This is a genomic window from Sulfurisphaera javensis (assembly GCF_041154675.1).
Classification (GTDB): domain Archaea; phylum Thermoproteota; class Thermoprotei_A; order Sulfolobales; family Sulfolobaceae; genus Sulfurisphaera; species Sulfurisphaera javensis.
This window is the reverse complement of sequence record NZ_AP031322.1, coordinates 491024-515863: the sequence shown is the minus strand read 5'-3', so window position 1 is coordinate 515863 and position 24840 is coordinate 491024. Positions and strand designations below refer to the sequence as shown.

The window sequence follows — 24840 nt, the reverse complement described above, 5'->3', positions numbered from 1 at the left end:
ATGAAGTGGGAAGAAACAGATTAAGATGAAGATCGCTCCCAAGCTGATGATGACGTCGAGCACTACTGAGAGGTGATTGTCGGACCACCACTGATTAGTTTTGAAACTAAATCTAACATAAAATCAATTTTTCCAGTAAGTGAATACCAATACAAATGTAGAAAGCTTCTTTTTGCAGAGTCAAATATCTTTGAAGGACCTAACGCCTTGCTTTTCTTATAATCCATATACACAAACATCCCTTCATTATAACCAGCATATCCAGCACACATAGCTTTGCCATCAAACTTTTCTTTTCCATAACCTAATACATCATTAATTATGTTTTTAGCTACAGTAAGAGCTTGAAAATGAGCTATAGCCCCAGTTTTTGGTGGTGATAGAATATTAGTGGCATCTCCAATAACAAAAACATCAGAGTAGTTCTTGTAGTTTAAGCTCTCTTTATCTACTGGAATAAAACCGCTTTGATCTACTAAATTTGAGAACTCATCACTAACTTTTATTGGTGTATCAACTAAAGCCAAATCGTAGTTAATACTCTGCCCGTCTTCGGTATAAATTATTTTCTTTTCCTTATCTAACTCCTTAATTTTCACTCCTCTTAAGACTTCTATATGTAACTCTTTAGCCCTTTTTCCAAGCTTCTCAGCCATAGGCTTTTGTAATTCAGGAGGTTGAGAAACTGGATTAATTAAAGTAATATCTGCTTTAGGAAACTTCTGCCTTAATAAAAAGGCAAACTCAAAGGGAGCCATTGGACACTTTATAACTCCGAAATATCCAACTACAATTTTTTTACCGTTAAAAGAGTTAACTTGTTCTCTTATTTTTATTGCACCGTCTATATTATGCCAATGAGGTAAGCCTATTTCTCTATTTATAACACCAGGGGCTAAAACTAAATAATCATAAGTTAGTTCTTTCCCTTTTTGAGTTATAACTTTTCTATTTTCTATGTCAACTTTGACTGCTCTATCTTGAATTAACTGAATCTTTTGATTTAAAATATTACCTACTCTTTTTCTAATACTTTCCTCTTTTTCTAATCCCATGGCAACATCTATTATTCCAGGCTGATATACATGATACTCTGAAGGTTCTACTACTGTTACACTTAAGTTTTGATCTTTAGCTAAATTATTTGCAACAACAGTTCCTGCATTACCTGCTCCTATAACTAATACACTTTTCATGACGTTATCCTTTTTATCATTTATTCCATAAAAACTTATTTTATAAAGTTTAGGATAACCCTAAATCTCCAATTTTTATCACTTTATATGGCATTAAATTATTTTAGGAGAAATCTTAATGTATTTCTGATGAGAAAAATCTCACTAGATCGCATAAAAAGAGGTGCACTTAGATCTTTAGTATTATCATCTTTGGCTAAGAAACCTATGTATGTTTATGAAATTATAAAAAATATTCATTCTGAAACTCATGGATTCTATAAACCCAGTCCAGGATCAATTTATCCAGTTTTAAAGTCTTTACTAAAGGATGGACTAGTTGAATCCTTTGAAGACAACGGGAAAAGAATGTACAAACTGACAGAAAAAGGAATAGAGGAATTTAACCGTATAAAGAAAGAACGTGAAGACTTCTTTTCTAGTAACAGCGAAATAAAAAGAGAAATAGTGGATGTTTTATTCGAAATCGGATATTTAATTTATATAAATAGAGAGAATATTGATAGTGAAAAACTTAAACAAATTAATACTATTTTGCAGAATTGTAAAAAAGAAGTTGTTAGCTTATTTGAGAAATCTAAGTAGATCTAAAGTTTTTTTAACAACTATTAGAGGATCCTCATCAATTACGAAAATAGAAGGCTCTTTGCCGTAGTCTCCTAAATCTACAACGAAATTTGGGATCTTGCCAAGTTTTTCGTATGCCTTTCTTATCATATAATTCATAGTATGTCCTTCCATTTTTCTACTTTCTTCGGGTTCTTCTTTTCTATTGAATATAAATACATTATCCTTAGGAAGATTATTAACTATTTCATCATAATATTTAACGTTAATTGCACTTCTTTTCTTTTTATCAAAACTCATTGCAGTAAGAATTACTCTTGCAACGTGATCTGAAGCACCAAAAGCGGGAGGTAAACAATAAATGACTTTATTAAATGCCACTGAAAGCCTACCCGGAATTGCAGCAACATCTTCTACTCCTTTAGCATTACTTAAAGCATAACCTATATTAGTACGAATTTCTGGGATAAGCAAAAATGCCCTATCTTCACTTACAAAGTTATCTACAGCTTGTTTTAGTTTTATTAAAACTTCTTCTCTCTCATTCATATATACAAGTAAATCAAAAATAATTAAAAAGATGATGAAGAGACCACAACCTTGAAAGATGAAGTGTCCTAGTCCAGCTGATTATTGTTGTTTTACTGTATTTTTAAGTACTGAAAGAGTTGCAAAAAACTCTTGTCCAGCAGGGACTACAATTACCATATTACCTCTCTGTGATATGTCAGATAACATCTCCAAGAATCTAAGTTGCAAGGCAACTGGGTTATTTTGATAAGATAAAGAGGCTTCAGCTAATATATTCGCAGCTTGTCTTTCTCCTTCACTTAAAATTATTTTAGCTCTTCTAAGCCTTTCAGCTTTAGCTTGCTCAGCCATTGCTGATAAAAGCTCTGGAGATAGTCTTATATCTCTAACAGTGACTTGAGTAACTTTTATTCCCCAACCTTCAGTTACAGTATCTAATATCTCTTGTAATCTCCTATTAATCTCTTCTCTTTTTGTCAGGATTTCATCTAATTCCATTTGTCCTACAATGTCTCTTAGAGAAGTCTGAGCATAGTTTAACACAGCTGCTGGATAGTTACTAACACTTACTACAGCTTTCATAGGATCTACAACTTTATAATAGACTACAGCATCAATTGTCACAGTGACGTTATCTTTAGTTACTATAGTTTGAGGTGGAACATCCACAGTGACTATTCTTAAATCAACGACAAGAGGTCTATCTACAAAAGGTATTAGAAATATTATTCCAGGGCCTTTAACACCTAAAACTCTTCCTAATCTTAATACAACAGCCCTTTGCCATTCAGCGACAACTCTAAAAGACATAGCTAGAAATATAAGGATTATTATGATAAGAAATACTAATCCTATTATATCTGCAACAGATACCATGATATAATATACATTTCAGAGTTTAAATCTTATTAGCAAAGCTGAAATTACTAAACCTGCACTAAATCCTAATATGTAAATTAGAATTACATAGTTTATACTACCTGCTGATTGATTATAAGTTACTTCATGAATGTTGTTGAAAAATGAAGAAAGAGATTTTTTAAAGTTATAACTCTTCAAAAAGTTTACCATCTTATCATATATTGTTTGAAGGTGAATTATAATAGAATTTATAATGGGAGAAGAAACTATATAATCAGATGATAATGTGAAGTTCCCAGGGTAATAAACTACATATAAGGAAGGAGACACATTCTCAAATTTTACATAACCAGATTGATTGGTATAATTTTCAGCTATTATATTTAGTCCCGTTAGTCCTACATCTTCTATATATATAGGTTGATTTGCTAATGGCTTTCCTTCAAAAGTGATATTAACATAAATACTATTGTTTTTTTCATAAGTTGAAATGTTAGGTTTTATAGGCCATAAAACTATAGCATCGTCTGGCCCGCTTGAGAGAATTGTATCTGGTTTCCATAAATTAGTTAGGTTTGCAGTTGATTGGACTCCAACAGCTGACTCTGCTGTATCGAAACCAATTGAATAAGCATAAGGAACTAAACTTAACTTTCCATTTTGCATAAAATATAAGTTCATTGAACCTTCAACTTGCATATCAACAACGCTTCCACCTCCTGGACCGCCAAAAACAAACTCTAAATCATTTGGAATTCCAGCTATAGAGAGTCCTCCAATCTGAAACTCCCCACTTATAGGAGCTTTATAGAATATTCCAGATTTATTATGAATAATATAACCAAAATATAACGAAGAATTATCTATCATAAACAAAGATATTGATATTGGTAAAGTTACATTAAATGTCGGACCTTTATAGCATATAACCCCTAAACCTTGGTATGTTGTTGCACTTCCATTCAAAGGAATTGTGAAAGGACCAGTTAAATTCCATAAGTTTAAAACTAAACTTGCCTCAAACTCATTTTTGGAAATCTGATGGAAAAGAATAACATCTTGAGCCCAATATAAGCCATTAATCATAGCATTTAACTGTAAAGAAGCATTACCGGTAGTTAAATACTGACCATTCGGTAGATACGAGGAACCAATACTCATAAAGGTTATATTTATTACTCCCATTACCTCATTAGTAAAATACGTTGAAAATAAAGAATAAAATGACATTCCCATAGGGTAAGATATAGTAAATGCTGAACTAGAAAGAGAAAATGAAACTAACGGTTCTACTAAAAGAAATAATATTAGTATTAACGCTAAAATTTTCACAAAAATATTTTTCTATCATTACCTATTAAATATTATGGTAAGCCATGTTGTAATTCCGATCATAATTATCGCAATTGTGGTAGCTGCACTTATTTTAACTGGACAATATGCAAATCCTATAGTTGCAGTACCCTCAATGGCGATTGTAGGTTTTATATCATATAGAATAGCTTACGTTATATATAAGACTAGGAGGAGAAATCTTTATACTTATGTAGGTAAAATAGGGAAAGCTATTGAGGATATACCAAAAAACGGAGAAGGGTATGTAATGATTGAGGGAGAAATGTGGAAGGCGATTGCTGAAGAGCCTATAGTTGAGGGAGAAAAAGTAATAGTTACTGGAATGGAAGGTTTAAAATTAAAAGTTAAAAAGCTTACAGATAATGATAAAAATTAAGCTTACAGTACTTCAAAAGTTAAAAAACTCCGGATATTCAGTAACTGAAGATAAAGATAAAGTAATAATTCATTACACTCCTCCTTCTATCAATGAAGCTATGAGCTCAGATGAAGATGTTGAAAACGTTAATAGATATATTGAAATCTTAGGAGAAAAAGTGGGTGATGAAGTTATTATAACTGAAGCATATGTAATGGAAGGAAATATTAAAAAGAGAAAACTTGATGAAAGTGAATTAGAGCTATGGATAGAATATTTAGGTGAATAAAAGTGCCCTACCTATTCGTTTATGGGTCATTAAGGTATGGATTTGAATTACATCATTTATTATCAAACTCAAGATTCGTGGGCTTAGCGTTTACTGAAGGTTATAAAATGTATGATTTAGGAAGTTATCCCGGTGTGATTAAAGGAGATGGAATAATTTATGGAGAGGTTTATGAGGTAGATGAAGATACTATTAACCTTCTTGATAGAGTTGAAGATTATAGAGGAAGACCTGATGATTTGTATATAAGAGAAAAGACTAAAGTTTACTTTGATGATAAGAGAAAATACTCTTTATCTGACGTATATATTTACGTTTATAATCAAGATATTTCTGGGAGAGATCTCATCGATGAAGGGGATTATTCTAAATATGTTAGAATGCCAGTAATTCTAAATTACTTTGCCTATGCTGAAAATACTAATGAGGAAGTACTTAGACAAAGAGGAGTAAAAAAGATATTGAAAAAAATTAATGCAATTGCTTATGGTTACAAAATGATATTCAACATACCTTGTAGATGGAAATATTGTGCAAATTTAATAGAAGATGAAAAGGGAAAAGTCTGTGGTTATATTTATGTAATGCACGAAGATGAATTAAATACACTAGATAAGGCTGAGCAACATCTAGTGAAATATATGAGAGAAGTTATTAAAGTTATTGACGAAAAGGGAAAAGAATATTACGCATATGCTTATGTTTCTCCAGACAAAGGAAATCAAGAAAAGCCCTCAGAAGAATATTTAAGCTTAATTATCCAAGGTTTAAAGAGAGGATGGGGAAATAACTGTATAAGTTCTGGACTTTTGTGATGATGCCCGCCCTTAGCGGATTAATGAAGAGAGAACCCGAGTCTGAGTGATGAAAGAACCCCTCACTGATTTTTGATGACCTTGGCCGACGCTGACTTTTATTTGTTCAAAAATTTAGAAAAAATTAACTAAAAACAACAGCTAAAATAACTCCAATTCCTAAAACCACTGAAGAGTAGATGTTATAATAGAACGCTCTTCCAAAATCTCCTCTACTCGCTAAATAATATGCATAAGCCATAATTAAACCGTGTAAAATAGTAGCTGAATATGCTATATAGCCTAAATGGTAAAAATAATCACCAGCAAAAGCTAAAGCAACAGAAAGTATTTGATTAATTCCAGCAAAAGGCAATGCCTTATTCCCTAAAAGAACAGCAAAGCTATGTAATCCCATTTTTTTATCAAATTCTGCATCTGGAATATGATTATAAAGATCAAAACCAACTGCCCAAAATATTGTTGCTATTACAAATAACCATGGTATTTCTAAAATTAACTGAGAAAAAGAAGTGACAAATAGACCTAAGGAAGCTACAGCACCACTAAATACAGCTAATCCTTGAACAGTGGCGATTTGATAATTAGCAAATGCCGTATATCTTTTCATGTAAGGATAAGTCATTACAACTAAAGCTACAAGTGGAGAAAGTATGAAAGCGTAAAAATTAACAAAAAATGCAGATATAAAGAAAGCTATTAGGGAAATTATTATCAAGAGCTTAGCCTCTTTTACGGTAATTTTTCCAGTAACTAAGGGTCTTGTTCTTGTCCTCGGATTCTTAGCATCTATATCTCTATCAGCTAAATTATCATTAGTCATTCCTGCAATTCTTAAGAAAAAGAGAGATAAAAATATTAAAAACAAAATGTAAATTGGAGGTATTTTTTTAATAGCAACAAAAGCTCCCATATAGGCCATAGGTAAACTAAAGAAAGTTTGTTCAATCCTAAGAAACCTTAAATAAATGTAAAGTTTACTTTTGCTTTCAGTCGCTCCTCCTGGATCCCACTGCATAGAATTAATTACTTTTTAGGGTTTTTAACTTCTTGTACTGAAGATAATAATCTAAACCATCAATTAAGGCTAATATACTAGCTTCAATAACGCTACTCGAAACTCCAACAGTTCTCCAAGTTATACTACCATCAGTAAATTCAATTGTAACTCTTACAACGCTTTCAGTGTTCTTTATTTCTCCGGGAAGTATTACTCTATAATCAGTTAGCTTTACATTAGTTATCTCTGGATAAACCTTTTGTAATGCTTTCCTTAAGGCTAAATCAACAGCATGAACTGGACCAACACCTTCAGAAACTTCTAATTGACCATTAACCTTAACTACAGCAATTGATAGATTACTACTTTCATTTATTACTTTCCAATATTCGACATCTATCTTCTTTTCATAAAGTCCAAGTTCTTTTAAAGCAACTAATATGGCTGATGATGGAGCTAAATCAAAACTATAACCCTTATTTTCAAGCTCCTTTATCTTCTTTAAAGCATTCTTAAGCCTTTCATCTTTCTTATCAACTTTAACTCCTATGTTCTCTAAATAAGTAACTAAATTAGAAGTTCCAGATAGTTCAGAGATTACAAACCTCCTAGTATTTCCTACTAGTGAAGGATCAATGTGTTCATAAGCCCTTGCAACTTTCATTACCGCATCTGCATGTACCCCAGCCTTATGAGTAAATGCAAAATCACCAACATAAGGTTGATATGGATTTGGATGCAATCCAGCTAATTCATATACAAGCCTAGAAACTTCTCTTAGTTTCTTTAAACTTTCCTTTCCCTTTAATACATTAAAGCCCATCTTTAAGGCTAAATTAGGAATTATTTGAACTAAATCTGCATTTCCAGTCCTCTCTCCTATTCCATTTATAGTTCCTTGAACATGCCTTGCTCCAGCTAATACACCCATTAAACTATTAGCTACTGCACAGCCAGAATCATTATGCATGTGTAATCCAACCTTAGTTTTAACTTCTCCAACTACAACCTTAGTTATTTCATAAACTTCATGAGGAAGAGTTCCACCATTTGTATCAGCTAATGCTATAACATCAACCTTAGCCTCTTCTGCAGTTTTAACAACTTTTAATGCATATTCTCTATTATCTTTAAATCCTTGATAGAAATGTTCAGCATCAAATATTACTGTTAATCCGTGAGATTTCAAATAATTTATACTATCATAAACTATATCTAAATTATCTTCTGGTTTTATCTTTAAAACATCAGTAACGTGTAAAAGCCAAGATTTCCCAAAAAGAACAGCAACATCTACATCAGCTTTTATTATAGCATTTAAATTAGGATCTTCCTTTGCACTATATTCTTTTCTCCTAGTACTTCCAAAAGCCGCAATCCTTGCTTTAGATAGAGAGTATTTTTTTATTTCTTTAAAGAATTCCTCATCTTTTGGATTTGATCCAGGCCAGCCAGCTTCTATGTAATTCACTCCTAATTCATCTAATGCTAGTGCTATCCTTATTTTATCATTTAATGTGAAAGATACATTTGCAGACTGTGCTCCATCTCTTAAAGTAGTATCCAATACCTCAACAGATTTCGTAAACACCGGACATGAGATCAATTTTATTATTAATGCTTATAAACCTTATAGTCAGAAGTGATATCATTATGAACAGAAACTCTCTATTTATAGTCGTAGGTGTTTTGTTAATTGTTATATTTCTTTCCGTATATATCTTAACACCTGTTTATTTACCCTATTATAAAGTTGTCGATAAAGCATTGGAAAATAATTACACAATTGTTGAAGTTCCCCCTAGTAAAACTATAAAGGTTTTAACTATTAACACTACAGAATCAAACAATACTATATACCTTATTGCAAATACATCCTCAGTCTATTTACAAGTTATAAACTCCTCTGGGTTAGTTGCAAATAGTTCAGAAGTTTTAATAACAAAAGTCTACCCTGGTACTTATTACATTGCAATTGCAAATCCAACAAATACATATCAATATGTTACTCTTAGACATGCTATCTTTACTTATGACGAAATAAATAGCTTATATTCAACTTTAGGAGTTATAACTACTATAAGTGAATTCTTCATTGCATTAGGAGTAGTTGCTGCTGGTTACGGTTTAATTGCATCATTTTTTGGTAAAAGGTTCAAGAGAAAGAAATAACCATTTAACCCCTTCAGTTATAAAACTAGGGCCTTGGTGTGCTAAAAAATCACCCTTAGTAATTAAAATAGGTTTCTCAAGAAGAGATGATAAACCTCTATTTATAAGTCCTTTTTTAAATCTCTCAACCTCATAATCCTTATACATCTTAGGTTCATATATTATAACATCTGGCTCTCTTGATAGTATATCTTCTGGATTAGGGGTAAAGTATGCGTCTTCTTTGTCATCAAAAATGTTCTTACCACCTACATGATAAATAGCATCACTTACGTGAGTTGGAAAACCAGCAGTTATAGGACCACCTAAATCAAACTCTATATATACTTTAACCCTTTTAATAGGCGAAGTTCTTATAAAAGATGATAAGGCAGAGAATAACTCCATGTACAATTTTCTACCTTCATTTAAGGCACCGATAACGTTTGAAATAATTATTACGTTATTTAAAATTCTTGAAATAGAAGTAGCTACACCAATAGGATAAACAGTAAAACCCAAATTGATTAACTTCTTTGTTAACTCCTTTTGTGCACCAGTTGTTGAGAAAATTATGTCTGGCTTATTTCTCTCTAAAAAGTCTACATTAACGTGAGTATAACTCCCAATTTTTGGTATTCTTCTTGCCTCTTCTGGCCTATAACTAAAGGCATCCGTTGCAATAATTTTATCACCATATCCTAACATAAATAACGTTTCAGTAGTTGCTGGATCTAAACTAACAATCTTCTTTATAGGCCTAGGAACATCAACGTATTCATCGAGTATCTCGTTATAAACTTTCATAGAGTTTATTTAACCAACCTAAATTTAACTTTTTTTTTTAGAGAAATAACCCGGCTAAACAAGTTATAACTCCATAAGCTCTCTGAACCTCTTTAAGTAAAATTTTTCCACCATAATTATATAACATATCTTCACATGTCTCAGCATTAATAACAACGTGTTCAGCGTTTAGTAAATTACTAACTTCTTTAACATTCCTATCATTAACTGGAGTAACAATAACATCAACTCTATTCTCATTAATATATAGGCTTTTCATCGTTAATTTTATAGAATACAAAAGAACCTCAAAAGGAACCCTTTCAATATAATGTAACCCAACAATAATCTTTATAGGCTTTAATACTAAACCATTACATTTTCCTTCTCCTATTATTAAGTCAGCTTCACAAGGTGTTTCTACTTTAATATATCCTTCTGGAAAAACTAACTTTAATCCGTCCGTATAAACATATAGTTTCCTCTTCTCAATCAATTTATTATTTAATTGCCTAATTTCCTCTTTATGCCTTGTGAAAAGTGCATTTAACCATGAGAACTCTTCTACACTGTATAATCCTAATTGAGAGAATTTAGAAGTTGTAATCAAATTTGAATTTAAAGTGTCTGCAATAATTGAAGCTATGAAAGAGACTCCCTTACTTTCTCCTTTTAAAGGTATTACATATTCTCCATCTTCTGAAACAAAGATCAAACCAGATTTCTTATTACTAAACCTTAAAGCTCTCTCTATTTCTCCAACAATAATATATAAGTTAGGTTTTTCTGGTTTTAATTCGTAACCTAAAGTAGAAAGAATAGAGGAAATCTTCTTTGCTATTTCACCCTCTCCTAAAACTCTAACTCGAGTAAAATACAACCCATAATACTTTTCTACTTCGTATTATAAAAATCTATTAACTGACTAAAAACCTCTTTAAAGCTTACCTCTAGATGTTATGACAGTGAATTTGTCTTTTAAATACTCTGTATAATCTTTTCCCATATCAACACTATACTCAGAGAGAATAGGGTACACCTCTTTAAACTCTTCCTCTGTTAATTCTCTGTACTCAACTTTAGGAATACCCACTTTTTCTTCAAATAACCTTTTAGCGTACTCTTTAGCTTTACCCTCTAATTGGTCCATAATTTCTATGTAGTCTTTCTCTCTTAACCTTTCGTATGTATCTTCGTCTATAAGACTATCTATGTATAAAGCCTTTAATAACTTTATAACTTCAACCTTCGGTGGTTGTAAACCTATCTTAGATGGAGATACTTTACCTCTAATGTAAATTCTTCCTCCAACCATGCCAGTACCTACAAAATTTCCAACTGGTTCATGATTAATGTTAGTCCCTAAAACAATAATAACACCACCAGCCATATATTCTCCTAAATAATCATCAACCATACCGCCAATTACTAAATAAGGCCTTCTATCCTTATATTCTCTCATCTGTATGCCAACCCTATTACCAGCATTCCCCTTCACAAATATTTTACCGTTCTGAAAAGTTTGAGCTAAAACATCTCTGGCATCACCATATATAACTACTTTACCTCCATGCATAGTATCACAACAGTCATCAGCAACATTCCCATAAACGTAAAAGTAGTTATCCTCATTAAGATTTGCTAAGGAATTACCAACAACACCATAAAGATTTACTCTAATGTTAGAAACTCCAAAACGCTTAAAATTAATACCAATATAACGGTGACCTAACACGTTAGCAACAGTTACCTCTCTTTTACCTCTTTTGATTTCTTTAACTATCAACTCATTTAACTCTTTATAACCAACATTTCTAGCGTTTATATCGTAACTTGGAGGAGTAAAAATTGGTGGATGAGAAAAACTCTTTAACTCTGCCTCATCTCTTCCGTAACTAATTACCCCTTTATTAAGAGAAGCAATGAAATAAGAACCAGGCTTTAAAGTCCAAACCCGAGCATTAGGACTAATTTCTCTAATCTCATTTTCCTCACTAGCAACATAATAGAAATTATCATCTTCACCAATAATTGCTGGCCTAAATTTAGATCTATCAGCTAAGGCAATCAAATAAAGATCATCACAAGAATCATAACCGATAACAGCTGTAAATGGGCCATCTAACCTAGCGTTTCTGTAATAATAATCTAATTCCTTTGGAAGAGCTGAAAAACGCCTTGAAGGATTAACTAAAATTTTTACAGCTTCTTCAACACTAAAGCCTTCTGAAATTAACTCTTCAAAAAGAAAAGCAATAACCTCACTATCAGTACCTACAAACCCTTCCCAGTTTCTTTCTAACAAATACTCAACATTAGCACCAAAAGAACTAACATCACCATTATGAACTATTGCAATATTAAAAGTTGAGAAAGGATGAGACCAATAAGGGTAATGTCCCGGAGAATTAGTAGGTTGCCTAGTGTGAGCCAACCATAAGTCACCCTCATATTCTTCAACCTTATACATTTGTGCAACATCCTTAGGATAACCAACACCTTTAAACACTTGAAGAGAAGTACCAAAACTATAAAGCCTTCCTTTCCTATTTGACCATATAATCTCATTTATATTCCTAAATGCTTTTTTACCCTGAGTAATATCGTCTAAAGTAATGTAGTACTTACAATCACAAACATCAGTGTCAGTATATTCAATTTCATATTTATCAACTTTTAAACCATGAGATTCTAAAATATTCCTTAAACTTAAAGGATCTCCCTCATAAAAAACCTTAAGAATGTACTTATTCCCTTTGTCCTTATCAAAAACAGCAAATCCAGCACCCCTATCACTACCCCTATATCTAACCCTTTCAATTCCTCTAACAACTTCATCCCCAGTAATTTTTCTTGCGTTCTTTTTCCTTAGTATTCCTAAAACCCCACAACCAGATGGATGAATCATAGAGAACCAGCCACCTTAACCCTTAATTTTTGTAAAATGTAAGAGTTCAAATTCACAGCCCTTAATAACTCCCTATTTCCAGTTAAAGTAGATTGAACAGAATAAACTCCAGCTGCACCAGCTAATAACGCAATTTCCTTCTTAAAACCAGCAATTAAATTGAAAGCCTTACTCTTCAAATCAGACCTATTTCCCTCTCCTAAAGCTACCTCAAACACTTTATAAGACATTATAACAGAATCAGCACCTAAGGCTATAAACTTAAACACATCTCCAGAATCTCTAATCCTTGAGGACTTTGCTATTAAATCAAACTTCTTCCTAATTCCCATCTTCTTTAACTTAGTATCAATTTCTGAAATCACAATTTCAAGATCTTGATTTCCTAAATCCTCATCAATTATGAAGCCAGGAATACCTTTAAGTTCAACAACCTCCTCTATTGATTTTTCATCACTAGGCAATAATATATAACTACCTAATTCATAATCCTTACTCCACTTCATTATACCTTTTTCATCATGACTTATTGAAATCTCTTCATAGAAACGAGAAGATTCATAAGTAAAGACAGCTGAGCTTAAAGCTAAAGATGCCCATTGCAAAGCGTTCTTCTCATCCTCTGGTGCATCTATTATATCAAAAATTACCGGCAAAGAGAGATATATTTTACCACCAGCTAAATAAAAGCTAGTATCTATATCCTCCCTATAAGGATCTATTGAGGGTCTAGTTACTTGAGCACCATCACTTCTTAACCAATCAACGATCCTTGCAGGCTTTTCAACATCTGGTGGAGCAGTACTTCCCATACTAGTTATCACTGGATCTCCCTTATTCACCAACTCATGTAAGTAAACTTTTCTCCTCCTAGACCACAGTTCACCTAGCTTAGGCGGAAGTTCCTCTTCCTCTCCTTCAATGCCTAAGATTGTTAAAGTCTCTCTTGAAAGACCTTTACCTATAAGCAAATCTCTCCTTCCCTTAAGCTCGTTAATACTAGATAAACCTAAATTATCTAATATATTAGCAAGCTCAAGGGAAAAGCCTTGAATATAATTAACTAAAACCTTAAGACCAAAATCAATATCAATCATTCTAGTTCCGTCTATTTTGTTTGTTAACGCTGTTGGACAAGATCCAATATGACATTTATGTACCATAACACAGCCCATAGCAATTAAAGCTCCAGTACCAACACTAACTACATCGGCACCTAAAGCAATCAACTTAGCAGCATCAGTAGCATCAGCAACCCTTCCAGCTGCTATAATTGTAAACTTTTCTCTCATTCCTTGTTCTCTTAAAACCTTATCAGCTGATGCAACAGCTAACTCAATAGGAATACCAACGTTATCCCTTATAACAATAGGAGTAGCTCCAGTACCAGCGCCATGTCCATCGATTATAACACCATCAGCACCCATTCTTGCTATACCAGACACAATATAAGGAATGTAATTTGTTGCAGCGACTTTTACAAAGACTGGCTTGCCAGTTGCTTCCTTTAAAGCCTCAATCCTTTGACCTAAATCCTCTATTGAATAAATATCATGGTGAGGTGCTGGAGAAATAGCATCAATACCAATCGGAATTCTTCTAGTTAAAGAAATAGGTTCTGTCACCTTACTGCCTGGTAAATGTCCACCTATACCGGGTTTAGCTCCTTGACCAATCTTAATAACTATTCCAGCTCCATGCATTAAAACATCAAAATCAACCCCAAACCTTGCTGAAGCCCACTGAACAAAAATTCTTTTTGACTTAGCAACTTCTGGATGAAGACCACCTTCACCAGTGCCAGCTAAAGTACCCGTAAGATCGGCAACCTTAGCAATTATAATATTTGGATTTCCACTTAAAGCACCATAAGACATATCTCCTAGGTAAAGAGGAGCTGACATCTCAATTCCAGCAATTTTAGTTAAAGTTTTAGCCTTAGGAGAATCAGAAATACTTCCATCTTCTTTTTTAAAACGAACTCGATCAAGAATTCTTAAAGAGTTCCATTTTGGAAAAATCATTTGTGGCTTACCAGTCAAGGCAAGCTTACGAATATGTTCAATTCTCTCAACAGTCCAAAATTCATTATCAGTTTGTTTCGGTATAGGTAAGTATTGCTTGATGACAAGCAATCGGGGTCAAAATCTAAATATAATATAACACTATATATTTGTTTATAGGATTATTTAGGTAGACATAAGTACAAAAAACGACTAAATAGAGTTCTAATCTAATAAATTAACTTACGTTAATAGAAACTCTTACTTACCATTGTTTAAACAACACAGGATATCTGTTCATTAAAAATCAAAATAGTTCAGAGATTAAAAGAATAAATTAAAAGATTTTAAAACACTTATGAGAGTCTTTAAACAAAAATAAAACGAAAAAAATTAAAACCATAACTCCCTCCATTAAAAATAAATTTTTACTTTTAATAATTACCAATTACAAGAGGATTTAATTTAATCATCGAAAATTCTATAGATACTTTTTGAAGAATGTAGCAAATTATTTCTAATAAAAATTTCCTATAGACAGAATCTAGTAAAGGAAAGTTTTAACACTATACAATCTAGATATATGTAAATAGCTATAAAACCTTATATTTCGAAAGAGAATCATATATTAAGTGAGTTTGCATATCTTTAAATCCCTTATATTTTGTATCCTACTAATTTTAAAAGCGTAAATTAGTTAGAGGCGACAGCATATAACATCGGCTATCTGATTTCATCGAAGCCATAGTTACCTAATCATTCTTCTCTCTTCATTTCGCGGAAAATCGCACATCCTAAGTTCCATTCACTATTCGAGAATTAATCATTCACACTTGAGATAAGAAAGCTAAAAATAATTTACACTAAAAGAAATATCCTTTAGGGAAACTTTTTCCAACAACAAATTTTTAAATTGGCAACTTCATATTTTATAATGCGGCCGTCGTCTAGCCTGGATTAGGACGCTGGCCTTCCAAGGCTAGACGAAGAAAGCCAGTAATCCCGGGTTCAAATCCCGGCGGCCGCATTATAAAATTAAACCTTTTTGAAATCCCCTCAATTTTTTGACAATACATAAATAGAATGAAAGATAACTTCTATAACTACTTTATAAGTATAGATTAAGAGAATCTGTCTAAATTAATGAAGATTAAGAAATAAAATCAATCACCATACTGTTAAGTTAAACTATATAAAAAAATTACTAAAACAAAAATACTCAAACTATAAAAAACAAAATCAATAAAAAAAGTTTAGCTTATCTTTCTATAAACTAACACTATAGCAACTATCGCAACTATTAAACCTATTATTCCAGCTATCAAACCGCCATATACTAATGGAGTAATACTATTTAATTTACTATTTAAGCTATTTACCTCACTAGACAAACTTTGAACAGTTCCTTTTAGATTAGATACAGTAGTATTTAATGAACTAACTGAAGTTTTTAGAGTAGTTATCTCACTCTCTAAAGTAGATATATCACTACTAACAGTTGATAACTCACCACTTAATGAAGATATAGAGTCATTTAATGATTTAATCTCATTCATTAAAGTATAAACTGTGGTATTAAGAGTCTGAATTTCAGCATTTAATTTGTTAATTTCTTGATCAATAAGTTGTGTAAAGTTTACTTGTACTTCAATTGGAACTGACAATGTATTTGTAACTCCACTGTAAGTAGCATTAATCTCAACATAACCCTCATATGTTGAATTTATTGATGGCAACATGAAAGTTACGTTATAATAACCAGATGAAGTTAAAGTTGGTGTTATGCTAACTGTTCCTTCCGGAGTTACTACCATAGCACTTACAGTAGCATTTGTAACCTTCATATTAGCAAATAGAACTTCAAATAATATAGAAATTTCATCGCCTGCATATCCAGTAAATGATGTATAACCAGATGGATTGAGTGGAGCAATTATCTTATTATTTTGCAGTTCTTCAACGGCTAAAATTGTTACGACTGCAGGATATAACTTTATCGTAACTGGAATAGTCTGCATAGCTTTTACAGCTACAGTGGCACTAGAATTCACATAACCTGGATAAGAAGCTACTATCTCTATATTTTCAGTAAAGTTAAAAGCGTATACATGAAGTATAGCAGTACCAGATGCGTTAGTAACAGCACTAGTTAAAAACTCATGAAGACCATTAGTTACATTATATGCTTTAACAGTAGCTCCAGCTAATGGAACATTTTGCTCATTTACAACAGTTACTTCTATAGTAGCAGTATATGGTTCATAGTAAACAGTAACTGTTTGAGTTACTATACCAGATGGAGTTTGAGCAGTAACTATAACTTCATAAGCACCAGTATAATTGTTTACACCAGCAATAGTTCCCCATGTCCAGAAGTTAACAACCACATATCCAGTAGAATTAGATTCTACTGGCGCTGATGGAGTCTCCTTACCTAAAGGATTAACAACACCAATACTTACTGGAGTATTTGGTGTAGTTTGAACTTCAATGACTAACTCTTGACCATAATGAAATACTTCACCTTGATATGGCGTTACTATAGTTAAAGAGCTAGTTCCAGCTAAAATATTACTATCTACCCATATTAATCCTACTATTGATATCAACAAAATTAATCCCAAAACGAGAGTAAACCTCATAACCTATTCACCATATACACTTTTAAAACATAATAAAAAAGAACATAACTTAAATCTTTTCCTAACTTCATGAAACTAGCTCCACGTTATAGAATATTAATGCTATTGGATACTCTGATATTGTTATTATGGCAGTTGGATATGGTACAGCATACATTACAACAGTATAGTTACCCGCTGGTAATGATGTTATTCCAGCCATTTGGACAGCTATTTCTAAGTATGGAATAGCAGAGGTTCCTAAACCTTCAGGACCAGGAACTATAGCTTGATATGCTGCATATAATGGTGCACCAGTGTAAACTCCATGCTTATATACTAAGGCATACACGAAGAACTCATATGGATACTTTAGCACGCTAGTTGCATAAATGTCAATTACTGGACTTGTTGCTGTAATAACTATTGTTTGATTATCAATATATGTATCCTCTGGTGTTAATAAGCTCTTAGATAATGGTGGAATAATTGGAATTGGAGCTAATCTTATTGGTGTTATATTAGCTGAGGATATGTATGTAGATACTGTTAATGTAGTGACTGAATCAGTTACAGTTACACTTACATTAGCATTATAACCTACAGTTATATTTGGATATGCTTCAACTTCTGGCAAAACGAAGAGACCAGCAGGACCTAATGGAACAGGAGTACCATTTGGCAATATAAAAGCTAATGTTCCATTTGTATATACTGGCTCACCTTTGAACGTTAATGTAGTTAAAGTATTATTTTGTATAATAGTTAATGGTAATGTTCCGTTGAATAATCCACTTAATGGGGCAGTTTCTGGTATTGTTGGTAAAACATTACCAGGTATAGTAATCATCTGCCCATATACATTAACTATTACAGTTTCCTTAGCAGTTGCATTATAGTATATCATAGCCTTATTTCCGTTATGATATATAGTTATGTTTAACACATTTAGATGCAATATTGATGTTGGATTTGTATGAGCATATTCTTCATCACTGAAGCTCATGAAGGGTTGTTTATACATTGCAGAGGCAATAAACCATGGAATTTCACCAGTTATCGTTACTGGTGATGGCTTGAATGTTAAGAAGTAGAATACTAAGCCTGGTTGAGTTTGCACCAATGCTAATGTCTTTAGTGCAACTAATTTAGTAGTTGCAACATCTAATTCATGAGTTACATAATCATATACACCAACAGTTAATATCGAACCATTTAATTGAGTTACAGTTAGATGTAATATTGACTCTAAACCGGAAATGCTTAACTCAAACTCATATGTACCATTACAGTACTGTAACTGCTGTGCAACTAATTGTGGGAATAAGGTGGTTAAGTTCTTAGTTGTTAGCATTATACTGTACTTTGTACCAGATGGTAATGTAACATTTACATACATCATCTTTGATAATAACTGGCTTGTAGCAGAGACACCTAATAATTGATATAATGGTGCATTCCAGACTAATAATCCATTAGTTCCAATGCTTAAGTAATCTGGTAAGTTAGTTCCATAGTATGATTCATTGAAGTATAATGTAGCATATGGTGCATATAATGGTGTTACTGAAGAGGAGAAGTATAATGATGTAGTTATATTAGGAACTTGTACAGTTAATTCTACCTTATACATCTTAGTTAGTAAGAAGTAATAGTATACTGCATAGTCAGTTGATACGTACTTATAATTATCAGTAGTACCAACAAATGTGGAATTAGTTGTTACAGTTACAAACGTATTTTCATCTGCTGGATATAGTCCAGCTGGTACTGAGGGTGTAGATGGAGTAGATACTATTTTGAATGTTACATAATTAGCAATATCATAATATGGCTCAGAAGAGCCAGGTATCAATGTAGTTATTGGTGCTGGCGCTGGAATTATTTCTTCATATCCAATTTGCATAAATGGAGACAATATGTTATTTCCACTTGTTACATTTAATCCTGCAACATATGCTGGTTCAATCTCATTACCATTAGCAGTAATAAATGACTCTTCAAAATACATGTTATCAGTTGGATTATTATCAGCATAGTATTGCAATGCTGTAACATTAGTTTGTCCATCTGGAGCATTTGGCATTGGCATTATAGTCTTTCCATTAAATGTTAATTGATATGCTGAGAATTTAGAATTAGGAATTGGTTCTAGCTCATAACTGAAAGTGCCTACTGAAGTCTTTGAAAATCCTTTATTTCCGAATGTTCCACTTATTTTATATACATTACCACCATAGAATATTATAGCTCCAGTGAAATGCGTATTACTAAAGTTAATGTCACTATTATTTACAGCATAAGTGTATTGACCATTTGGATAACCTGGTACTAGAACTGCATCAGGATCATATAATACCACATCAGGTGCATTGTAACACTCAAAGTCTTGTGCAGTTATTTGTGTAGGTAATGTAGTTATTTGAGGAGGTATAACAATACCATAGAAATATCCTTTATTAACTGTTGTTATACCACCTTTAAGAGAATATCCAGTTACTACAACTGCTGTCTCATTTCCCCATAATCCAAAGTCAACTAGAGTTATATAAGTATATTGTGGAATAGTCTCGAAGACTATTAATAATGGACCAGTACCAGTTTCTACAGCAGGTACAGTTGGAACTGTTAATGTTAATGAGAACGGCATGCTTAGATAACTTGGAGCAGATAATATGAAGTTAAGTTCTCCATTAAATGTAGATATTTGCATTGGTAATTCAGAACCTAATATTGCTAACTCATATTCACTACCAACAGTAAAGTACTGTGCTGTTCCCATATATTGCATTGCTATACTACCATTAATTATTGGATATTCTGGAGTTACAATAATTCCAGAAAATGAATATCCTGGTAATGGAACATTTTCAAATAATAATGTTGCATTTGTTAATAATGTTACGTTCGCTGTTGCTTCTTGTGAATTAAATGTACCTTCTGCAGTAAATTGAGTTTGACCCTTTATAGCTACTTCTGATGGTGGTGTTGACATAATTCCAGATGTTAGATAATATGAAGCGCCGGTAATATTACCAGCTTCGTATGCTGTAGCGGATAAAGTTGTCAATGCAGTATAAGATACTAAAGTTGGAGTGCTACTAACAACTATAGTTGTAGTATATGGTTGACCATTAAAGTAACCAGTTATTGTTAATGTTGATCCAACTGGGTAAGAATACACATAAACTGGTAGTGTATAATTCTTAGCTTTGAAGTGAGTTACATTAACAGGAACAGGTTTTCCACTGCTAAGGTTAAGGTAATAAATTGTTAAATTACTAAAGTACTCTAACACAGTGCCATTTGGAGGACTAGTTGAAGTTAATGGTAAAATCGCTATCAATGTAACATAGAAAGATGGATCTCCAGATAAAGCAGGTAAAGTAAAGTTACCGCTTTCAGGAGCAGGCACTTCATTTATTGTTAGATTATCACCATCAGTTATGAATCCTAAGAAACTATAATATCCAGATACAAACTTATAGGACTGATATGAGAATTTAGCTGGATAATTATTTATTGCAGCGACATATCCCATTTGTGCTAAATTAATTTGTAATGGTCCTGGAGTAGAATAGTTTAACTGGAATGATATGTTATCATAATTTCCGCTCACGGCAAATGGATCTACTATACTGACATTAACTAACGCTCTACCCCAAATATATGGTTTAGTTGATGCTTCAGATTGTAATGTAGCACCTAAGAAACCATTCAATTGCATAGTGTTAAAGAATCCAGTTGCTTCTGGAGTTGGTATAAATAAGGGTGAAACAAATGAGAATGGAGCAAATACTAATAACTGGTTAGATAATGTTGGAGTTATTGTAACACCACTTATTGTAATAGTGTTAATTATTTGGCCTTGAACATATTCATAAAAGCTCTTGCCAGCAGGATTGCTTAAATAGGTGATAACCTGAGATGGTAATGTTTTTCCATTAGGACACTTCAGAGTTCCAACACCAGGAGAGGTTAAATTTGTTACAGCTATACCAGAATAATTATACACTGCTCCTAAAGGTCCAGTATATTCTTGCAAATAAGAAATTGGAACTTGATTGGATGTAGTAACCACATCATTGCCTAGTACAGTAGTTACAATTATTACGCTTTTTAATTGAGTTGAATAATATCCATACGTTGGTGGGAATATTAAATTATAAGTGCTGCTGTCAAATGTTAGTAACACATAGAAGTCAGACATTAGATCATTTAATAATGTGGATATATTATTAGGTGTTACTGGTATTTTGGATACGTTAAAAATAAATGCTACACTACTGTATTGTGGCAGATATATTGCTACTACTCCTCCTTGTGGTATTGGTGGTAACGCTGCTTGTGTTGTTAATGGTATTCCAAATAGAAATACTTCAAATACAAATAGTATAGATAGAATTAAACCTAGGGTCTTATTCATGACACTTCTAAAATCAAAGAAAGAGAATGGGTTTAAAAAATTGGTTATACAATTGTATACAAGTTTTAGTTTTCTTTTGAGTTTAACGCACCAAGTACTTAAATATGCTACTTTTTATCATAAACCTTATATTGAAGCGAAGGGTTTATAGGCTGAAATTAAGTCATTATAATTTTTAATGAAAAATGACAAACTTTAAATTGCTTAATGAAAGCAAAAATTTTTTGTTTCAATTTTTTAATTACTCTATGAATGTGTCCATAGCGTTATTATAAAGGTACAAATTATTTCTATAACTTTTCAATATATTCTTTTAGTGTATATAAACATTCTCGTCTTTACATAGAGATCAGTAACGCCTTGAATTTATACTTTAAAGACGATATGAGTTTGTATAATAATTTTATTATTGCGATAGAAAGTTGTAAAACTATGTTCTCGGCCCGAATCATAAAACGTGAAAAAATAATTATAAAAATAGGAAAAAATCAAGTAACGTAACTATCTTATTTTTAATAAACTTTATAAAAACAAAATTGTTAGTCATATCGGATAATTAAATTCAAAAATTGAGTAAAAGCACGTAGCCTTAAAAATATCACATTTAAAATTTTCCTTGTTGGTTGTAATTTTACAATTCATTGTGGAACTGTAAACGACTTTGTTTAAAGATCTTTTCTATTGCCAAAAGACTTAATTACCCTTATACAAACAAGTTTTACAACATGATGTTAAGAAAATTTCTGCCAATAATACTTTTAGGAATCTTTATATTAGAGGGATTTTTTATAGTAAATGCGCAGACTAACTCTAATGTTATAGTTACTACTGCACCATTAATGTATCAACATTCATATTTATCTTTAGAAGAAATGACATTAACTACTACTCAATCACAAGCTATATTAAATCTATATCTTTTTAACCCGACATTTGTCTCAGAGTCGGTACCAATATATGTAAATGGAAGTGAACGTACTGTTGTTACAATTTCACCATATAGTTATGTTGATGAACAACTGCAGTTAGGTTTAGGTATTTATAATGTCTCTGTAAACGGCAATTATCTCTTAGTTAATGTAATCAAAGCACCTTACGGAGAAATTCCAGTATATATTAATGGAACTCAGAACGTTTTTGTGGCTAATGTAAAGCCTGGAGGGATCTACTACTTTAATGTTACTTTTCAAATGCCTCCTAACACAACACCTGGATTTAGCATGGTAACTGGTGATTTAGGCTTTTTCCACGTAAATCCTACATATTATCCATTAGTTAGCGCAACTTATGAAAATGGTTATATTGAGGTTCAAGTTCCTCAAGGAATCCCTCAAGGAGTTTACTTTGCATATGTGTATCTAGAGTATACTAATTATACTAATGTTAATCAAGTTTTAGGCTATTCTTTAGGTGTCATTATATTAAATGTTTCTTATGGAATCTCACAACTATCCTCTCCAGTAAGTTTAACGGAAAATGGAGTAACAATAAGTATGCAAAACATCAGCGGTTTTACTTACTTATATATTAAATACCCATTCTCCTATGAGAATAGTTATACGATAACTGTAGGTTCTAAAACTTATACTATTGGAAATATGACTGCAACGAATTATGCATATGGAGGAGGTAGTCCAGGATATTATGCATTATTCTATGGTTCTTCTGTTCCTTTTGCAATAAGTCCTAACGGTATAATAGTGAAATTACCTCAATTTGGAATTGCATCTATAACCATCTCAACACCTACTGGAACAATATCTGTTTCTATTCCACCAAAGGTAACCTTAGGAAAGCTTAATGTTGAAGTAGTAAACCAGCAAGGAGTGGCAATTCCAAATGCTGTTGTTAGTATTTATAATGTAACTACTAATTCATTGATAAGTAAGTTAACTACTAATTCTTCTGGAATGGTAACTCTTACTTTACCTATTGGAGAAGAAGTTAAAATATACGCTTCTGCTTTAGGCTATTTGTCAAATTCAACAACAGTTACAGTTTCCTCTTCAACATTAGTAAAGATTTATTTAACGCCAATACAAATAACAATTAGTAATATAGAAGTAAATGGATCTGCTATAACTCCAATAGTAAATACTACTGTAAATACTAAACTTGTTATAACTTTTACAGTAAATACTAATTCTAACATAACTCCAAATGTCACTGTGAAAGTTAATGGTATGCCAGTAAGTGTAACAGAGATAAGCAAGAATGAGTATGAGATAAGTTACACATTTAGTTCTCCCGGAATTTACACTTTAACAATAACTGCTGAATATAATAGTGTTAGTACAAATAGAACGATAACGATAAATGTAAAGCCAGTTGTTACTACAACAACTAGTACAACAGTTCCAACTACTACAACTAGCACATTAACAACAACTACTTCGTCATCAACAACTACAACAAGTCCCACTACAACTAGTACAACAACAAGTACATCTGTTCCAGTTCCTTCTACAACAACAAGTAGCTTACCTTTGACAGATATTATAATTGTAGTAGTTGTTATAATAATAGCAGCTATAGCAGCTGTAATTGTGTTAAGAAGATAATTTAATTCTTTTTTATTCTTCGTCTTATTTACTTAAACTATTACATATAAGGATGTATTAAGTGCAGTAGTTATCTCTATAAAGAGACCAAAGGATAAGAGCTATATAGTCATTTTCATTGAAAATGCAACGGATAAATTTCTATCATACGACCTCTCACTCTGGCGTTGCATTTACTATGAAAAGCACTATATAAAAATCACTTATTAGCTGATGGCAATACTATGTTATTTATGGACCGGCCGGGATTTGAACCCGGGACCTCCTGGGTGCGAGCCAGGCACTCTTCCAGGCTGAGCTACCGGCCCTTGGGCCCGCCGGGATTTGAACCCGGGACCACAGCGGCCCGAGCGCTGCATCCTAGTCCAGGCTAGACCACGGGCCCATAAATTATTTTTCTTTCGATTTTAT

The 24840-nt window shown here is 32.4% G+C and carries 18 protein-coding genes and 3 tRNA genes; 7 read left to right on the top strand and 14 right to left on the bottom strand.

Going from position 1 to position 24840, the window contains the following annotated elements; all coding sequences use genetic code 11:
* Window positions 1-62 precede the first annotated feature (62 nt).
* A complete protein-coding gene (locus tag ACAM25_RS02765; protein WP_369610818.1) occupies window positions 63-1196 on the bottom strand; it encodes an NAD(P)/FAD-dependent oxidoreductase in 1134 nt (377 codons plus the stop codon).
* A 129-nt stretch (window positions 1197-1325) separates the two neighbouring features.
* Here ACAM25_RS02765 and ACAM25_RS02760 point away from each other — a divergent pair, with 129 nt between their 5' ends.
* Window positions 1326-1781: a PadR family transcriptional regulator gene (locus ACAM25_RS02760; protein WP_369610817.1), complete on the top strand. Its 456-nt coding sequence runs from the start codon at window positions 1326-1328 to the stop codon at window positions 1779-1781.
* Here the strand turns inward: ACAM25_RS02760 and ACAM25_RS02755 are convergent.
* From ACAM25_RS02755 to ACAM25_RS02745, 3 genes are all read right to left on the bottom strand, one after another.
* Window positions 1761-2312 (bottom strand): thiamine-phosphate synthase family protein, encoded by a 552-nt coding sequence (locus ACAM25_RS02755; RefSeq protein ID WP_369610816.1) that lies wholly within the window; start codon window positions 2310-2312, stop codon window positions 1761-1763. The two genes, ACAM25_RS02760 and ACAM25_RS02755, sit on opposite strands and share 21 nt — an antisense overlap.
* A gap of 81 nt (window positions 2313-2393) precedes the next feature.
* Complete coding sequence (locus ACAM25_RS02750) at window positions 2394-3173, bottom strand: slipin family protein (protein ID WP_369611589.1); 780 nt, start codon at window positions 3171-3173, stop codon at window positions 2394-2396.
* Window positions 3174-3185: 12 nt separating this feature from the next.
* Window positions 3186-4487: a thermopsin family protease gene (locus ACAM25_RS02745; protein WP_369610815.1), complete on the bottom strand. Its 1302-nt coding sequence runs from the start codon at window positions 4485-4487 to the stop codon at window positions 3186-3188.
* Window positions 4488-4521: 34 nt separating this feature from the next.
* On the opposite strand from ACAM25_RS02745, the gene ACAM25_RS02740 reads away from it, so the two are divergent.
* From ACAM25_RS02740 to ACAM25_RS02730, 3 genes are read left to right on the top strand one after another with little or no spacing between them, the layout of a single operon-like run.
* Window positions 4522-4887 (top strand): NfeD family protein, encoded by a 366-nt coding sequence (locus tag ACAM25_RS02740; RefSeq protein ID WP_369610814.1) that lies wholly within the window; start codon window positions 4522-4524, stop codon window positions 4885-4887.
* Window positions 4874-5158: a hypothetical protein gene (locus ACAM25_RS02735; RefSeq protein ID WP_369610813.1), complete on the top strand. Its 285-nt coding sequence runs from the start codon at window positions 4874-4876 to the stop codon at window positions 5156-5158. Before ACAM25_RS02740 ends, ACAM25_RS02735 begins: the two co-directional genes overlap by 14 nt.
* A 2-nt stretch (window positions 5159-5160) precedes the next feature.
* Complete coding sequence (locus ACAM25_RS02730) at window positions 5161-5973, top strand: gamma-glutamylcyclotransferase (RefSeq protein ID WP_369610812.1); 813 nt, start codon at window positions 5161-5163, stop codon at window positions 5971-5973.
* A gap of 124 nt (window positions 5974-6097) precedes the next feature.
* Here ACAM25_RS02730 and ACAM25_RS02725 read toward each other — a convergent pair whose 3' ends face one another.
* Together ACAM25_RS02725 and cimA are read right to left on the bottom strand one after the other, a co-directional pair.
* Window positions 6098-6991 (bottom strand): 4-hydroxybenzoate octaprenyltransferase, encoded by an 894-nt coding sequence (locus ACAM25_RS02725; protein ID WP_369610811.1) that lies wholly within the window; start codon window positions 6989-6991, stop codon window positions 6098-6100.
* 4 nt (window positions 6992-6995) lie between these two features.
* A complete protein-coding gene (gene cimA / locus ACAM25_RS02720; protein WP_369610810.1) occupies window positions 6996-8564 on the bottom strand; it encodes a citramalate synthase in 1569 nt (522 codons plus the stop codon).
* A gap of 62 nt (window positions 8565-8626) precedes the next feature.
* On the opposite strand from cimA, the gene ACAM25_RS02715 reads away from it, so the two are divergent.
* Window positions 8627-9145, top strand: a complete 519-nt coding sequence (locus ACAM25_RS02715; protein ID WP_369610809.1) for a hypothetical protein — start codon at window positions 8627-8629, stop codon at window positions 9143-9145.
* Here ACAM25_RS02715 and ACAM25_RS02710 read toward each other — a convergent pair.
* Genes ACAM25_RS02710 through ACAM25_RS02695 form a run of 4 tightly spaced genes read right to left on the bottom strand, consistent with a single transcriptional unit; the run spans window position 9110 to window position 14953 of the window.
* Window positions 9110-9931 (bottom strand): ABC transporter substrate-binding protein, encoded by an 822-nt coding sequence (locus ACAM25_RS02710; RefSeq protein ID WP_369610808.1) that lies wholly within the window; start codon window positions 9929-9931, stop codon window positions 9110-9112. The genes ACAM25_RS02715 and ACAM25_RS02710 overlap by 36 nt on opposite strands.
* 37 nt (window positions 9932-9968) lie before the next feature.
* Window positions 9969-10790 (bottom strand): hypothetical protein, encoded by an 822-nt coding sequence (locus ACAM25_RS02705; protein WP_369610807.1) that lies wholly within the window; start codon window positions 10788-10790, stop codon window positions 9969-9971.
* A 57-nt stretch (window positions 10791-10847) separates the two neighbouring features.
* A complete protein-coding gene (locus ACAM25_RS02700) occupies window positions 10848-12818 on the bottom strand; it encodes a glutamate synthase (protein WP_369610806.1) in 1971 nt (656 codons plus the stop codon).
* A complete protein-coding gene (locus tag ACAM25_RS02695) occupies window positions 12815-14953 on the bottom strand; it encodes a glutamate synthase-related protein (RefSeq protein ID WP_369610805.1) in 2139 nt (712 codons plus the stop codon). The genes ACAM25_RS02700 and ACAM25_RS02695 overlap by 4 nt, the downstream gene beginning before the upstream one ends.
* Before the next feature lie 804 nt (window positions 14954-15757).
* Here ACAM25_RS02695 and ACAM25_RS02690 point away from each other — a divergent pair.
* Window positions 15758-15848: transfer RNA gene (locus tag ACAM25_RS02690), tRNA-Gly, on the top strand.
* A 226-nt stretch (window positions 15849-16074) separates the two neighbouring features.
* Here ACAM25_RS02690 and ACAM25_RS02685 read toward each other — a convergent pair.
* Together ACAM25_RS02685 and ACAM25_RS02680 are read right to left on the bottom strand one after the other, a co-directional pair.
* A complete protein-coding gene (locus tag ACAM25_RS02685; RefSeq protein WP_369610804.1) occupies window positions 16075-17463 on the bottom strand; it encodes a carboxypeptidase regulatory-like domain-containing protein in 1389 nt (462 codons plus the stop codon).
* A gap of 67 nt (window positions 17464-17530) precedes the next feature.
* Entirely contained in the window at window positions 17531-21868 is a 4338-nt protein-coding gene (locus ACAM25_RS02680) for a hypothetical protein (RefSeq protein ID WP_369610803.1), read from the bottom strand.
* 725 nt (window positions 21869-22593) lie between these two features.
* On the opposite strand from ACAM25_RS02680, the gene ACAM25_RS02675 reads away from it, so the two are divergent.
* Window positions 22594-24429: a hypothetical protein gene (locus tag ACAM25_RS02675; RefSeq protein ID WP_369610802.1), complete on the top strand. Its 1836-nt coding sequence runs from the start codon at window positions 22594-22596 to the stop codon at window positions 24427-24429.
* Window positions 24430-24663: 234 nt separating this feature from the next.
* Here ACAM25_RS02675 and ACAM25_RS02670 read toward each other — a convergent pair.
* A tRNA-Ala gene (locus ACAM25_RS02670) sits at window positions 24664-24737 on the bottom strand.
* 1 nt (window position 24738) lies between these two features.
* Window positions 24739-24814, bottom strand: a tRNA-Pro gene (locus ACAM25_RS02665).
* Window positions 24815-24840: the final 26 nt, after the last annotated feature.

Bases quoted from the DNA above. Each gene is read 5' to 3' on its own strand.
- ACAM25_RS02765 (WP_369610818.1), bottom strand. From the start codon at position 1,196: ATGAAAAGTGTATTAGTTATAGGAGCAGGTAATGCAGGAACTGTTGTT.
- ACAM25_RS02710 (WP_369610808.1), bottom strand. From the start codon at position 9,931: ATGAAAGTTTATAACGAGATACTCGATGAATACGTTGATGTTCCTAGG.
- ACAM25_RS02740 (WP_369610814.1), top strand. From the start codon at position 4,522: ATGGTAAGCCATGTTGTAATTCCGATCATAATTATCGCAATTGTGGTA.
- ACAM25_RS02685 (WP_369610804.1), bottom strand. From the start codon at position 17,463: ATGAGGTTTACTCTCGTTTTGGGATTAATTTTGTTGATATCAATAGTA.
- ACAM25_RS02680 (WP_369610803.1), bottom strand. From the start codon at position 21,868: ATGAATAAGACCCTAGGTTTAATTCTATCTATACTATTTGTATTTGAA.
- ACAM25_RS02715 (WP_369610809.1), top strand. From the start codon at position 8,627: ATGAACAGAAACTCTCTATTTATAGTCGTAGGTGTTTTGTTAATTGTT.
- ACAM25_RS02760 (WP_369610817.1), top strand. From the start codon at position 1,326: ATGAGAAAAATCTCACTAGATCGCATAAAAAGAGGTGCACTTAGATCT.
- ACAM25_RS02735 (WP_369610813.1), top strand. From the start codon at position 4,874: ATGATAAAAATTAAGCTTACAGTACTTCAAAAGTTAAAAAACTCCGGA.
- ACAM25_RS02755 (WP_369610816.1), bottom strand. From the start codon at position 2,312: ATGAATGAGAGAGAAGAAGTTTTAATAAAACTAAAACAAGCTGTAGAT.
- ACAM25_RS02675 (WP_369610802.1), top strand. From the start codon at position 22,594: ATGATGTTAAGAAAATTTCTGCCAATAATACTTTTAGGAATCTTTATA.
- ACAM25_RS02725 (WP_369610811.1), bottom strand. From the start codon at position 6,991: ATGCAGTGGGATCCAGGAGGAGCGACTGAAAGCAAAAGTAAACTTTAC.
- ACAM25_RS02700 (WP_369610806.1), bottom strand. From the start codon at position 12,818: ATGATTCATCCATCTGGTTGTGGGGTTTTAGGAATACTAAGGAAAAAG.